Consider the following 15106-nt stretch of genomic DNA (forward strand, 5'->3'; position numbering starts at 1 on the left):
CCTCCCTTGGGAGGGGTGCGTTTGGAATGTGCATTGGCAGGGAGGGGTTTATACACCCTGTCAAAAACAAGGCTAATCGATGAAACCCCTCCCTACACCCTCCCAAGGGAGGAAATCGCACATGGCCTTCAATTATTACCCCATTGCCTGCTTCCACAAGACAATGAGGTTCTATAAATCCTTAAAACATATATCGTTTAAACGCTTCCATGGCCTCATATTCCGCAAGGCCAAGACGATCATAACGCTGGGCGGTGTCGCGGGTGCGGTCTTCTGCACGTACCCAAAACTCCCTTGCATCATCGCCCGGGAACACAGGCCTGTCCTTTTGCGACTGGTGTTTGAAGATAGCATTACGTTTCCTGATCACCTCCTGCGGCGACAATGGTACCGCCATCTCTATCTCATGTGTTTCAAACTCATGCCATGCACCACGGTACATCCACAGCCAGCAGTCTTCTACCCAGGCTTCTTTACCTTTCAATCTTTCCAGTGCAGCTAAGATGATTTTGAAGCATACTAAGTGCGTACCATTAGGATCGGCAAAATCACCGGCAGCAAAGATCTGCTGTGGTTTTACTTTTTGAAGCAGGTCGATGGTTAATTGAATATCTTCCTCACCTACCGAGTTCTTTTTGGTCTTACCGGTTTCGTAAAACGGCAAGGCCATGAAGTGGATATGATCATCCTGTAAACCGGCATACCTTGCACCTGAAATCGCTTCTGTTTTCCTGATGAAGCCTTTTACGTTGCGGATCTCCTGCGTATCGATCTCGTTTGGTTGTTTGGTTGGGAAGAAGGCACGCATATCTTCATATGATTTTTGAAGATGCGTGGTGTCTTCGCCGATGCTCTTCGTAAAGTCGATAGCAAATTCCATGTACCTCAGCACATCATCATCCCACACCGCGGTATTGCCCGAGGTTTGGTAGGCTACGTGTACATCATGTCCCTGGTCTACCAAACGGATAAATGTACCGCCCATCGAAATTACGTCATCATCCGGGTGTGGTGAAAAAATGATACTTCTCTTTTTGGCAGGCAGTGCCCTTTCCGGCCTTTGCGAATCGTCGGCATCTGGTTTGCCACCCGGCCAGCCGGTAATGGTATGCTGAATCTGGTTAAAGATATCAATGTTGATATTGTATACAGGGCCCTGCTCTACTGCAAGTTGGGCCATGCCGTGGTTATTGTAATCTTCTTCCGTTAGTTTCAGTACCGGTTTGTTAACCTCATTCGCCAACCAGATCACAGCCTTTTTCTTTAACTGGTTATCCCACACGCAATCTTTCACCAGCCATGGGGTATCAAACCGGGTCAGTTCTGATGCAGCATCTGCATCCAGTACAAACTCCACATGTTGTGATAGTTGCAGGTAAGTTGCAGGTACTTCACCCGAGATCTCCCCTTCTACGGCTTTCTTGATGATCGGCGCTTTCTTCTTGTTCCAGGCCATCAGGATGATTTCCCTGGCTTTGAAAATAGTACCGATCCCCATCGTGATCGCTTTGGTTGGCACATTCGCCTTACCACCAAAATCCCTTGAAGCATCACTCCTGGTCAGATCGTCAAGCGTTACCATCCTGGTTCCTGAATTTGGTGCAGATCCCGGCTCGTTGAAGCCGATGTGGCCTGTACGACCGATACCCAGGATCTGAAGGTCTAAGCCACCCAATTCTTCTATCTGCTTTTCATAAGCCAGGCAGTAGCCTGCTACGGCTTCTTTATCCAGCGTGCCATCCGGGATGTGCACATTGGCTTTATCTATATCAATATGGCTGAACAGGTTTTCATACATAAAAGTCACATAGCTTTGCGCTGCTGTGGGCTTCATCGGGTAGTACTCATCCAGGTTGAAAGTGATCACATTCTTAAAGCTCAAGCCTGCTTCTTTGTGCTGCCTTACCAGTTCGGCATATACTCCTATCGGGGTTACACCGGTGGCAAGTCCCAATACCGCTTTTTCGCCTTTAGCTTGTTTTGTGCGGATCAGATCTGCTATCCGGTTCGCTACCGCTACCGAGGCTTCCTGCTGGTTGTTGTATACGCTTACCGGTAACTTCTCGTAACGTGTCTCTTCCAATAAATTTAATCGTGCCATGAATCTTAGGAAATGAAAATGAGGTTAGTTGTTCAAAACAAATATATCAGATATTTACATAGTGCCGTTATTATTTTAACTTTTGCGGTAATGTAAACCCATCCAAATGGGGTTAACACGGGTTAACACATTTCAAATATTTAAAATACAAATCATTAGTAATCAATAGCTTAAACACAACTATGGGTTACACTAAACTGATATTTTCGAGCAATTAACACATCCAAACGTTTACCCCTGTTATTGACAAAAACAAGTGCTGATGAAACCTGGCCCTTTTAACCGGCATCAGGCCATAAAACAAGTATTATTTGATACTGATAGTTGCCAATATCATTATCTTAATTCGTTGCTATATTAACAACAAATCATCGTCACTAAAATATTAAATGCATTGCCCCAACTTTTGCGGGTTGCCGCACAAATAGTAATTTAAGCCCATGATAGCATTGAACCATAACCTGCAGCACCTGTTTAGCATCGCTCAAAAACCATCAAAAACGGGCATCGGCCTAATGTCTGGCACCTCATTGGACGGGCTTGACATTGCCCTGTGCAAATTTACCGGTAATGGTTTAAGCACTCATTTTGAGCTGGTACAATTTATCACAATCCCCTATCCGGATGACTTTAAGCTGCAAGTTCAGCAGGTATTTGCCCGGCGTAATGCAGATTTGGAAAAGGTAACTTTACTTAACGCTTATATCGGCAGCTATCACGCCGAACTGATATTGCAGGCACTTGGTCAATGGAAAGTCGACCCGCAAGAGGTTGATTTTATAGCCAGTCACGGTCAAACTATTTACCATGCCCCCCAGCGTTTACATCAGCATAAAAACTGTTCTAACGCCACTCTGCAAATTGGCGACGGCGACCATATCGCCGTAAAAACCGGCATACTAACCATCAGCGATTTCAGGCAGAAGCATATTGCTGCCGGAGGAGAAGGCGCTCCGCTGGCTTTATATGGTGATGTATTATTGGGCAATAAAACCGGCCAAAACCGGGTGCTGTTAAACATAGGAGGCATTGCTAATTTAACCTGGCTTCCTGGTGACGGTGATTTTAATCGTGTGCTCTGCACAGATATTGGCCCCGGCAATACACTCATCGATGCTGCCTGCCGAAAATATTTTGATAAGCCTTTTGATGAGGATTCAGCCATAGCTTACAGAGGGCAGGTAAATGATGATCTATTAACGGCGCTCCTCTCCCATCCATTTTTTGACGAAAAAGCCCCTAAAACCACCGGACCAGAACTGTTCAACCTTGCCATGGTTGCTGAAGCACAGCAACGGTCAGGTATCAGGCAAATTAGTAGTGAAGACCTTATTTGTACCCTAAGCGCCTTCACCGCGGCATCCATAGCCGGATTTGTTAAGGAAAATATCGCAGGGGATCATATTAAAATTTTTACCAGCGGCGGCGGGGCACGAAATCCATTTGTTATTGGGGAATTAAAAAAACTATTGCCCCAAGCGGCAATAGAGGATAGCAGTTTACTTGGGATCAACCCCGATGCCAAAGAAGCTATATTATTTGCTTTATTAGGCAATGAAGCCTTATGCGGTGAGCCGATCAGGATCGGTGTTAACCCGGCAGTATTGATGGGAAAATTCTGTTTTCCGGTTTAACGGGAAGTTCAAATTGATTATTTCCAACGCAGAGAAACATCACATACGTCTATACATTTGCGCTGTAAACGTCTTAAATAGCTTATCGTCCCATCTGCTGCTTCACGAACCTTCTGATCCGCTGCAGCAAGGTGCCCTTTCTGTTTGCCAGGAAATTTTTGATAGCTTTATAAGCCTCTTCATTCTCCTCTATGGTGTCGGGAAATTGCGTTACCTGTTTGCGTGCTATTTGCACATGGTACATATCCTCTTTATTGGAGTGTACGCCAGTACCATCATGACCTATGTTTTGAATAAGCGACTGTGAAGGGTTCAGCGTCAACCCGTTCTTCAAAAAAATAGAGGCATACCAGCGAATGGCCCATGAATTATTTTTACCGGCCTTAAACTGCTCTATCTGCTTCCAGAAATTCATTTTGCCTTCTATCGAAAACCGGGCTATTTTCAGCGTATCAAACTGATCAATCAGCTTATCAACATCGGGTTCAAAGTTTTTCCAGGCGCGTGCCCAGGTTGCCCAGCCCCAGCTGGTGGCTGCCCGATAAAAGAATGTTTCGGGCAGTTTTTTGTCATGCAAATTGTACATATAGGCGCCGATATGCATTACCTGTTCCTGGTATGCATATTTTGTTAATGCGTCATTAAAATACTGCAAGGTATATGGAGAAGATAACAGATCGTCTTCAAACACAATCACTTTGCCATATTCATACACCAACTGTGTTACCCCGCTGATGATGGATTCGGCCAGACCGAGATTATGATTACGCAAAATAACTTTTACCGATTTAAAACCGCTTATATCGTTTACCAGTTGCCTCACCTGTTCAACCTTTGGCTTATCGGCATCAGTTTTGGCTGCATCGCAAAAAATGTACAGGCGCGATTCATCGGCCAGTAAATTTTGCTGCAAATAACTGATGGTACGGCGGGTATGGTCGGGCCGGTTATAAACAAAAAGAGCTATCGGGGCAAGATTTTGCATGGTATGATTTCAGCAGATCAGGTATTGAAATTAAATACCTTGCATTAAGTGGGGCATTTAATTTGCAAGGCAAAATTATACCATAACCTTCCGATTGCAAACAAATAAAATAATTTGTTTTTATTCTGCCGATTTTACCGTAAATGTGGTGCGCCGGTTAAGCTGTCTGCCTGCAGGGTTATCCTTGCCATTTGGTAATTTGTTTGGGGCAACGGGCATTCTTTTCCCGTACCCGCGGGCTGTAATGCGTGCAGACTTAATACCTTGCAATAACAGGTAATCAACACAAGCCTCCGCGCGGGCCTGCGATAATTTCATGTTAGCGGCGTCGGTGCCTATCCCATCGGTATGCGAGCCAAGCTCGATCTTAATTTTAGGGTTATCGTTCATGATGGCAACCAGCTTATCCAGCGTATCAAATGATTCGGACCGGAGATGGGCGTTACCAAAATCAAAATAAATATTTTCGATAGTTATCTGAACATCGATCTTATAATTCTGCAGGCAAATTTCGGGGTTAATGAGCGTATCAATACCCGGCTTTACTATTGGCGCAGGAATAACTTTGGTAAAGTACCCCTTTTGCGAAATCTCCAGCTTATATCTTGGCAGTTTTTCCTTTACCTGGAAAACATAATCGCCTTTGGCATCGGTTACTTTAACAGCCCAACCCATTTTTACGTCCGGATCTTTAAGGATCACCCTTGCCCCTGCCATACCACCGTTAGTGCGGCAATCAATTACACGGCCACTGATATATAAAAATTTATACTGCCCGGTAAACAGGCTTAAGCAGCAGTCAGAGCCGCGTGCCGAACTCAGGTAGAATTTATTTGGATTGGTTGGATCAAGGCTGTAGTACAAGTCGTCTTTAGATGAGTTAACCGGGTAACCTAAATTAACCGGGGCCGACCAACGACCAAAATCTCCTTCGCTGCGGTAAACATCAAAGCCGCCCATACCGGTAAAACCATTCGAGCTAAAAAACAACACTTTATCGGCCTGGTCATAATATGGCGACTGTTCATCATATGCCGTGTTTACCGCATCGCCCAGGTTGCTTACAGTTTTCGGCTGCCCGGCATCATCAAGGTTACTTTCCCAAATGTCGTCACCGCCTTCACCGCCGGGCCTGTCGGATGAGAAAAACAATCGCCGGCCATCAGCGCTAACAAAAGGGTGTTTGGAATTATAGCCTTCGGCATTAACAGTATTATTCAGCCTTACCGGCTGCTGCCATATGCTGTTTACCAGTTGACTAAAATAAATGGCAGATACTGTTTTCCCGTTCTTTTTATACCAGCGGGTAAGGTACATCCTGGTGCCGGTACCATCAAGCGCAGGTGTAGCATATTCAATTTGTCCTTCTTTATCAAATGCGTTAAAGTTTGTGGCAAGCGCTTTAGTTGAATCGAGGATGGCCGAACTGTAAACCCTGTTGGTATAAAACTTATCCTTATCAACCAGGCGTGATGAGGTAAACCAATACCTGCCCAGGTTAACGGTAAGGGCGTAGTCACCCTGGTCTTTATTTAAGAACACCAAAGCCGATACATCAACAGCGCGCGGGTGTTCCAATTGCTTCAAGGCATATTCGCACGAGATTATTTCTTTTTTAGCGAGAGCGGCATACTGCGGATCGGGGGCGTTGCCTGCAAACTGCTTTAACTGGACCAAAGCTTCATTATACTTTCCGTTTGCCTGCAGGCAGATGCCGTACCAAAGCGGTATTAACGGATATTGGGCAGTTGGTGCTTCCTTAGCCAATTGGGCATACCATATAGTAGCATCAGTATAGTCTTTATACAGACGATATGATTCGGCCAGGCGATAAATGATGTATTGATTAGTCTCAGCCTTTTTTGAACTGATTTTTTTTACAGCTGATGAACGCGGCACATTGCTTTTTGGCTCATCGGTTGTACCATCGGCAATATGCTTGTAATAATAGGCGGCAGTATAGTACTCGTGCCTGTTAAAGGCAGTATCGGCCAGTGCCCTGTAGTTTTTCGCCTGTCCAAATGAAACCAACGGAAAAAACAATAGTAAGAAATAGGGTAATAGTTTTTTCATATTATATCCTTGGGCAAATTGGGGCCGGGGAATCAGTGTAGCGACTAAATATATAGCTTATTGATAGTTCAAAACCGCCGCGGCCGGATGTAACCGCGCGAAGCCCTGAAGTATTAAAATCATAACTGACACCAATCACCATCCTGCGTATATGGTAACCAACGTTGGCAATTGCAGCATCCTGTACCCGGACCATACCACCGAGTACCAGGCCGTTATCATCGGCAAACTTAAGTTCAGAATATAGTCCGAAAGCTTTGATCTCGCCTTTGCCTTGTTTAACGTAAACTGCGTTTGGGATCAGGTCAAAAAAATCAGACGCTTTTATACGGACGCCGCCATGCGCAGTAAACCGCATAGGCAATTTGCTGGCTATACCACCCGCGGCAAATGGATCTGTTACATCATTGATATGGTTAATACTAAGTCCGCCAAACAAATTGGCTTTATTCATTGGGTCTGCATTGTAATAATAGATACCGGCGCCTGCATCAAATACCGTTTTTGACGAATAGCCAAAATTTTCGAAATTGGGCAATGTAGGGTCGAAGCCGCTGTTCGGGTCGTACTGGTTATCAGACTGGAGTTTACCCGGATCAAAACTACGGCTGATAATACCCGCCTGCAAGCCGAAATGCAGCCGCTGATTACCATCACCTGACAGCGTTATGCCATAACCGAATGAACCATAAGCTGTAAAGTAATTGTACCCGGCAGTGCCTGCTTTTTGATCAAGGATATTAAGGCCGATGCCCACTTTATCGGTTGGCTTGAAATCGGCCGATACCCCTGCTGTGCGGTAGCCATTGCTGATGTTTGCCCACTGGTCCCTGTAGTTGGCAGATAAGCGTGCGTCGCCGTCAAAAACGCCCGTAAGCGCCGGGTTAAGCCAAAGCGGGTAAGCGTAGTATTGTGAAAAATGCGGATCAACCTGCGCCTTCACCTTTCCTGCAACTGCAAACTGCAGCGCTATCGTAATAATGAGTAGTAGTTTCTTCATCTTAATAGCGTAATTGTTCCTTTTTTATTCAATTGCGCCCCGTTATTCATTGTAGCTTTTAAATAGTATACATATACACCTACGGGCATCAATGAGCCTTTATAATAACCATCCCATCCTTTGTTAACATCAGTTGATGTAAAAACCAATTGTCCCCATTGATCATACACATAAAAGGAAAGTGTTTTTATATTTTTTCCATGTGCATAAATAATGTCGTTATTTCCGTCGCCATTGGGGGTAAAGTTGTTGGCTACATATATTACATTGTTATTATCGATGGTGGCGGCAGTAACCGCGGCCGATGCCCCGCTAAGCGTACATGACGATGCTCCCAAAGCCTTCACTGTAATGGTAACAGACTCGTTTAGGCCAAGGCCGCTCACTTTATGCATTAAACCGTTACTGCCCGAACTTGGCGCAGTATAGGTTAAACCATTGTTGGTACTTACCAGGTAACTGGTAGCGCCGCTTACCGCGCTCCACTCAAAAGCTACGCTCGATGACGTAACTTCGCCAACCGTTACTACAGGCGTATCAAGCGGCTTGGTCATCTGTACCTGCACTGTAACTCTTCCGCTGCTGTTGCACCCGGTGTTGTTGGTCGCTTCCAGATAATAATTTTTTGCCGATGTTAAGTTAGCCGTAACATATGTATTGCCCTGAGCAAGCAGGTTTCCACCGGTCAGTGCATCATACCAGGAAATAACTGCCCCGCCTGATGCGGACGCGGTTAATGTGGCACTGGTGCCCGGGCAAACAGAAGTGCCCGAACTGCTTACTGTAACCACCGGCAACGGAATGATAGCTACACTAACCGTCCCCCGGGCCGAAGAACCGCACCCTGCAGCGTTAACAGCCTGTACATAATAGGTTGTTGCCGCTGTTACGTTGCTGATTGTATAACTGGTTCCGGTATGTAAAATGTTAGCATCGGTGGCGCTGCCGTACCAGTTATAAATAACACTACTTTGCGCGTTTTGTATGGTAATTGTCGTTGTGGAGCCGGAGCAAACGCTAATAGTGCTTTGCGTAAATTGCGGTACCGCCGGTAATGGCGAAACAGTTACCTGTATTGTTGTTAAAGGACTGCTGCAGGTGCTATTAGATGCCTCAACATAATAACTTTTGCCTGCGTTTAAAACAGGAGTAGTGTATGACGTACCTGTAGCAAGCACCGTGGTTTTAGCCGACGAATCATACCAGTTGTATGTAAATCCGGCCTGCGGCGAGGCAACCGTCAATGTAGCCGGGGTTCCCTGGCAAATGGTTATCGTTGACGCTGCAGGCGATGGAGGAGGTGGTGGTGTTGAAACCTTAATGAGCACCACATTACTAAGCGCCGGAGTTGTACATGCCCCGGAAGAAACCATACGGCGATAATAAGTATCATTGTTTAGCACCGGCGGGTCATAGTTTTTTGATACAGCACCCGAAATATCATTAAATGTTGCGTTATCTGTGGATGATTGCCATTGATATGAAAAAGCTCCATCGCCCCCTCCGGGCACACTACCGGTAATAGCCGCCGGATTGCCTGTTGAACAAAATTGGGTAACAGCCGGCGCTACTATTGTATTGTTATTGACTGCTGCTATCGGCCTTACGGTAACATCATAATAAGAATCATAATCCACTACGCCGGCGGTAGAGATCCTGCGGCGCAGGCTGTATACAATACTTGAAGCAGATGTATTTGTTAACGAAGATGTGATATAATCTTTTTGAGTATTTGCCGACGGTGCATTTACCCAGTTTCCGTTGTTATTTATTTGCCATAGATAACTGTCGGGCACAGGGCTTTTTATATCGCCGTTAAGTACAGCCGCAGCAGCGGAGCAAATGGTAATTGCCTGCAGGGGGGCGACCCTAACATGGTATGGAGTAAACCTTGGTTCAACAGACCGCGGCTCCACGTTAACAGGTAATGGGGTTTCAAATGCTCGGCTAAACCCAGCGAACGGGAGAAAAGACAGGCAAAACATTGCCCATAATACTATTTTATATAGAGGTGCAGGTTTAGGGCGCATAGTTTAAATTAACGGATAATGATAATAATTATCTTTCATATTACTAAATTTTCAAAATATTTTAATCATTAACGAAACGATTTCAAAGCCAATCCGCGTTGAGTTAGCCCAATCAGTTATGTTAATTAATTATTTTTGTTAATTCAGGTTTATTAATAACGTTATATTACAACGGTATCCTAAGCCCTTCTACGATATAATTAATTATAATGTTCACATTATCAAAAAATTTCAAACTAAGCTTTACTGCAATTGAAGCTATTACAAATTTTACCTTTTAAAGGTGAGTGCAAACCCGTATCAGTTTAGTGTATGATGTGAAAAACTATGAATTAGTAATAGCCCCAATTTACAGGAAACACATTGGATAAGGGCCCGATGAAGGGGCGGCCTGCGGCGCTACTGATTTTATTTAATTAACCATAAAGGGTAAATGCAGCCCGGCTAATAACATAAACGGCAATATTATTGTGAGCTGTTGGCAATAAAACTATATAAAGGCCAGGAATATTATAGCAATTATTACAACCCAACTCATACCTTTTTCAGGATGCGATCAAATATTATATTAATATCTTCTGAAATTTTTAAAATATATGCCAAAAACACGTAAACCACGCCCACGATAACCGATCTGTAAATCATATCTGCAAATACATTCTTTAATGACGGAAGATAAAGCCCGATAAGCAGGCAAACCGTAAAGATCAATAATATATATACGTGTGCCATTGCAAGAGGCTGCAGGTTAAACTTAATTTTAACAAATAACCAATAAGCAAAGTTTAGTACAAACATGGTGATCAGGTATGATAAGGCAGCACCCATCATGCCTAACATAGGTATCAGGACCAAATTTGACAGCACACAAAAAACCACCCCCGAAACAATAAAAACAGTGGTAAGCTTGTAATATTTGGATACATTCATGATGTAGCCATTTAACCCTCCTGTCATATCAACCAGAAAGGCCACGCCCACTATAATAAATACATTGAAATAATTGGCGTACTCAGGTTTATGTAACAACATTATAATAAACGACCTGTTAATAACCAAGCCTATGAAAAGCAGGCAGCCGATAAGCATTTGTACTACTGATGTTTTGTAATAAATTTTACCAATCTTGGCCAAATCATTAGTAACCCATGACTGGGCTATGATCTGCAGTGAGGTGCGGCTCAATGCCCTGGCCGGTAAACTTATCACTACCGCAATGGCGAAAAACGTACCATAAATACCTACATAACTAAATGACTCTTTGGTAAGCATGCTCAGCATCAGGGTATCAAGGTTCTGGATCATTACAAAGGAGCTGCCACTTAATACTGTAAAAATGCCATAGCTCAAAAACGTTTTTCTTTCGCTTAGCAGCTGAGCACCAACAGTCGAAAACTTAAAGTGCCGGCCTTTGCTAATATAGGCAAGCAACACCAATACAGCCACCAGGTTAGCCGTTATATATATCATCAAAAAAACATGGTAATCAACCAGCTTAATGGCTATGAGCAAAACGCCCGCGGTTGTGAACAAACGTAACCCTACTTCGCGCAAAAAGGAAGAAAGTACATTTTTAAATACCGTAAGCGCCAGGTTTTCCAGAACAGAAAATACAAGCGTAAAAAATGACAAAGGAATAAGGTAATAGAAATACCTGATTAGTAGCGGAGCTCCATTCTTATTCTTATAGTAACTAATAATAAAATCCTTAAAAACTACAAAAAGCACCGTGAAGATCGCAAAACCTATCAGGCTCCAAACAGTAACAAAAGATGCGAAACCGCCATGTTTTTTATCGTCGCTGCGATAGTAAGGGAAATATTTAAGAATGATATTACCAATACCTAATCCCGCAAGCTGTGCATAAAGCAGCGATATGGTCCCCATCAAAATAAAAAAACCGATCTCTTCTGTGGTAAGGATCCGCTGAAAAAGAATGATAAGATTAAAGAAACCTAAAGCAACACCTGCATACAATATGAGGCTGTTAAAAAATCCCTGTTTTTGTAATAGGTTCATCTAATTTTGTTATTGCTGATGCTGCTTTGGATAATATGATCAAGCAAAGCGATGCGCTTATTTATATCATAGTTTTTGACAATATGATCATGAGCAGCTAATCCCATTTTTGCGGCTAATTCCACGTCGTCCGCAATACGCCTCATTTTAGCTGCCATATTATCGATATCATGTTCAGCAACCAGAAAACCTGTTACACTGTCAATAACAGCCTCTTTTATACCGGCGTGAGCTGTACTTACGATGGCCAAACCTGCAGAAGCTGCTTCAAGAATGGTATTGGGAGTTCCTTCCATATCACCATCGGCGGCCGTTACCGAATGCTGTACAAAGCAACGTACTTTTCCCATAAGTGCGCGGATCTCGGCAGACGTCATTACACCGGTCAACGTTACACTATCTGTAAGGCCAAGTTCTGATATTAGCTGCTTTGTATTATCAAAAAGAGGCCCGTCGCCTACCATCCATAAATGAGCTTCCGGAAAACCCAAATGTACCTGCATGAAGGCCCGGATGACCGATTGAGGCGATTTCTTTTCAACAAACCGGCCAACCGACAAAAAAGAAGGACCGGAGTTTAATATATCCGTCAGTGGAAACTTAGCTCCATCAACGCCATAAGGATTGAGATGTATTTTCGATGCCGGGGCACCCATTTTTTTTAAAGCCGTAACCATATCGTTCGATACCGCAACAATTGCAGAAGCATAATCAAAGGCAACACGATAAAGTGGCAAATATTTTGCTATCGTGGGCTTATGATGCGCATCTGCACCATGAAAATGAATAATCAGTGGTACACCGGCCATTTTACAAGCTGATGCAATCATTGCACCTACCATACCATATTCGGCAAGTACAACATCGGTCTTATTTTCCTTGAGATAAGCAGAAAGAGCCCTTATGCGAACTCCTATTTCCTTTTTTTTAAAAATTCTTTTTTGAACGAGATAAGCTAACAGCGAGACCTTTGAGCGGATAAGAAATTTCCCTTCATGGTCATAAAGCGGAAAGTCGCCGCCATAAAGTACTTTTTTGTTCCCCTCCAACCTATCAATATGAGCTTGTATAAAGGTTTCAGAAAAGGTGGATTTATTTGGCTTAACTATACACAAGTTGAACGTATCTTTCATATCAACCAAGTTTTCTCTTCACGTAAAACCTACGAAATACGCTGCTAAACTTATTAATGGCTTTGTTTATAATACGCTTTGCACGTTGTGAAGATGTAACGGGCTTGGGATAAAAGAAAGCGGCCTCAAAGTCGTCATTTTTTTCCAGTACAATGTGGGCATAATCACCTACATTCCAAACACTTTTGGATTCATACAGTATTACTTCTGCACCTATATCGGCAGCCAGTTTGCCAACGGTTTCAAAAGATATATGCTCATCAACCGGCTGCATGGTTTCCGGCTTGTTTACCAATGACCATTTAAGGTTATGCGGTGTGGGCACGGTTAAAACTATCCGCCCCTTATTACTTAATATTTTTGCAAGAGCCGCGTGTACCTCCGGCCTGTCAACAATTGCAATATGCTCATAAACATCCATAAAGATGATCAAATCAAATTGCTCATCAAACGTATCTTTAGTAAGTATACTTTCCCTAAAATCCAGTTTATTATCTGCAAAAAGCTTTTGGGCAACCTGTATAGATAAAGTGCTGATATCAATACCTGTTATAACCGCATCCGGCCAATATTTATGCATCCGTGAACAGATATTGCCCATGCCACAGCCAACTTCCAATATCCTGTTTGGTTTTGTTATTGTAAATCGTTTTATGGTTTCCCAGCCAAGCTCTATGCGGGGATTAACTACGATGTAGTCGTTAAGCTTATTTTTAACGTGTTCGTCGTAGTATGACACTACATTTTCGCGGTTTGGATTTTCGGTCATTACAGATACAGAGTAATATGGCTTTGCTTTGCAGGCACAAAGTTAATAAATAATATTAAAGGGGCTTTGGAGCCACGATGACATAGATAACCCTATTGCATTGTGCCTGTGTTTATTCTGTTATTACCTTTCACATATAGCTAATTACCAGTTTTAAATAACAAATAAACCCAGACTGGAACAACCTGAAAAGTTGCAATACCCGGTTGTATTAAAAAATAAGAGGACCGGAATATCATTAACCGGTCCTCTTATTTTAATTATCCGTGTAGCTCTTAATATTTCTTTGATATAAATAATTTATGAATTTCATAGGCACTCAACGCCCTGCGATAAATCCTTACTTCATCCATAGCACCACGTACAAGGTACCCGTCCGATGAAACACCCGGGTTATCACGCCCAATATACAGGTCGGCATCTGTGTTCATGTTAGGCACCGGCATATTGTTTGTTATGGTATCAAGCGTGCCGTCAACATAGATGCTTAGCTGATGTTTGGACAAATCGTAAACATTGGTAACTAAGTGCCATTGATTCAGACTAATTACCTGGGTTCCTCGGGCTGCGGCACTGCCACCGCCTGTGCCGTAAGTTACAATACCCAATGTTGAAAATCCATAACCTGTGATACCCCAGGCCCATCCGTTTTCAATGCCTGAATAATGCTTAGTTAATAGATTGACACCGTACGAGTAATTGTACTGATCTAACTTAACCCATGTACTTAATGTAATATTTGTATTGCTTAAGCGTAATGCCTGATTATCTTTTACAACAATATAACTGCTGAATCCATTAAAATAGAAAGCACTGTTTGCGTTTCCGAACCTATCAGTTGTTGACGATATGTCATTAGCTTTGCCATTATTTTTATAAGGCGAAAAATCGTTAAGGTTATTATTAAAAGGATAGTACGCCAACAAGCCAATACTTAAACTGTCCTTAACCGTTACTAAGCAGGTGGCTGTTTTGATTTTGGCAGAATCAGTAACTGATATCTTTGAAATACCTTCGTTCTTAACAGTGATCTTTCCTGTTTTAGAAACAGAAACAATCGATGTATCAGAAGATTGCCATGAAAATTTTGAGGTATCAAATGAAACAGGATCTACTTTCAAATCCATTTGCAATACATTACCGATGTAAGCGGTTAAAGTATCAGTGATGCTTATACTTTGAAGCTTTATAGGCTTGGGGCCAGGATTATTTTGTTCTTTGTGACAGGAAGAGTAAATGGCAATGACAATCAAAGCCAATAAAAGTGGTATTCTTTTTTTCATGTAATAAGGTGTTGGGGCTCAAAGGTATAAATATTTACATAAACAAGCCAAATACTATTTCTAAAACCGCCGAAAACCG

10 protein-coding genes are annotated in these 15106 nt (G+C 42.9%); 1 reads left to right on the forward strand and 9 read right to left on the reverse strand.

Translation table 11 applies throughout. From position 1 onward, the window contains the following. Window positions 1–181: 181 nt before the first annotated feature. Window positions 182–2101 carry a glucosamine-6-phosphate deaminase gene (nagB, locus tag ACP26M_RS19475; RefSeq protein WP_426582470.1) on the reverse strand — a complete coding sequence of 640 codons (1920 nt, stop codon included), beginning with the start codon at window positions 2099–2101 and terminating at the stop codon, window positions 182–184. A 440-nt stretch (window positions 2102–2541) separates the two neighbouring features. Between nagB and ACP26M_RS19480 the strand changes: the two genes are divergently transcribed. Next, entirely contained in the window at window positions 2542–3735 is a 1194-nt protein-coding gene (locus tag ACP26M_RS19480; protein ID WP_426582472.1) for an anhydro-N-acetylmuramic acid kinase, read from the forward strand. Between the two features lie 82 nt (window positions 3736–3817). Here ACP26M_RS19480 and ACP26M_RS19485 read toward each other — a convergent pair whose 3' ends face one another. The 8 genes from ACP26M_RS19485 to ACP26M_RS19520 form a co-directional block, all read right to left on the reverse strand. Next, the gene (locus ACP26M_RS19485; RefSeq protein WP_426582474.1) at window positions 3818–4720 is read right to left on the reverse strand and encodes a sugar transferase; all 903 of its coding nucleotides are present in this window, start codon (window positions 4718–4720) and stop codon (window positions 3818–3820) included. Window positions 4721–4840: 120 nt separating this feature from the next. Next, window positions 4841–6793 carry an OmpA family protein gene (locus ACP26M_RS19490; protein ID WP_426582476.1) on the reverse strand — a complete coding sequence of 651 codons (1953 nt, stop codon included), beginning with the start codon at window positions 6791–6793 and terminating at the stop codon, window positions 4841–4843. Between the two features lies 1 nt (window position 6794). After that, on the reverse strand, window positions 6795–7793 hold the full coding sequence (locus tag ACP26M_RS19495) for a PorP/SprF family type IX secretion system membrane protein (RefSeq protein WP_426582478.1): 999 nt from the start codon (window positions 7791–7793) through the stop codon (window positions 6795–6797). After that, window positions 7790–9709: a gliding motility-associated C-terminal domain-containing protein gene (locus ACP26M_RS19500; RefSeq protein ID WP_426582480.1), complete on the reverse strand. Its 1920-nt coding sequence runs from the start codon at window positions 9707–9709 to the stop codon at window positions 7790–7792. The genes ACP26M_RS19495 and ACP26M_RS19500 overlap by 4 nt, the downstream gene beginning before the upstream one ends. Window positions 9710–10357: 648 nt before the next feature. After that, window positions 10358–11842 carry a lipopolysaccharide biosynthesis protein gene (locus ACP26M_RS19505; protein ID WP_426582482.1) on the reverse strand — a complete coding sequence of 495 codons (1485 nt, stop codon included), beginning with the start codon at window positions 11840–11842 and terminating at the stop codon, window positions 10358–10360. Further along, complete coding sequence (locus ACP26M_RS19510) at window positions 11839–12975, reverse strand: glycosyltransferase (RefSeq protein ID WP_426582484.1); 1137 nt, start codon at window positions 12973–12975, stop codon at window positions 11839–11841. Before ACP26M_RS19510 ends, ACP26M_RS19505 begins: the two co-directional genes overlap by 4 nt. A gap of 1 nt (window position 12976) precedes the next feature. Beyond that, window positions 12977–13744: a class I SAM-dependent methyltransferase gene (locus ACP26M_RS19515; protein ID WP_426582486.1), complete on the reverse strand. Its 768-nt coding sequence runs from the start codon at window positions 13742–13744 to the stop codon at window positions 12977–12979. Between the two features lie 275 nt (window positions 13745–14019). Further along, window positions 14020–15027 carry a LamG-like jellyroll fold domain-containing protein gene (locus ACP26M_RS19520; RefSeq protein WP_426582489.1) on the reverse strand — a complete coding sequence of 336 codons (1008 nt, stop codon included), beginning with the start codon at window positions 15025–15027 and terminating at the stop codon, window positions 14020–14022. Between the last annotated feature and the right edge of the window lie 79 nt (window positions 15028–15106).

It is taken from the genome of Mucilaginibacter sp. R-33, from assembly GCF_049949235.1.
In the GTDB taxonomy this organism is placed as follows: Bacteria; Bacteroidota; Bacteroidia; order Sphingobacteriales; family Sphingobacteriaceae; genus Mucilaginibacter.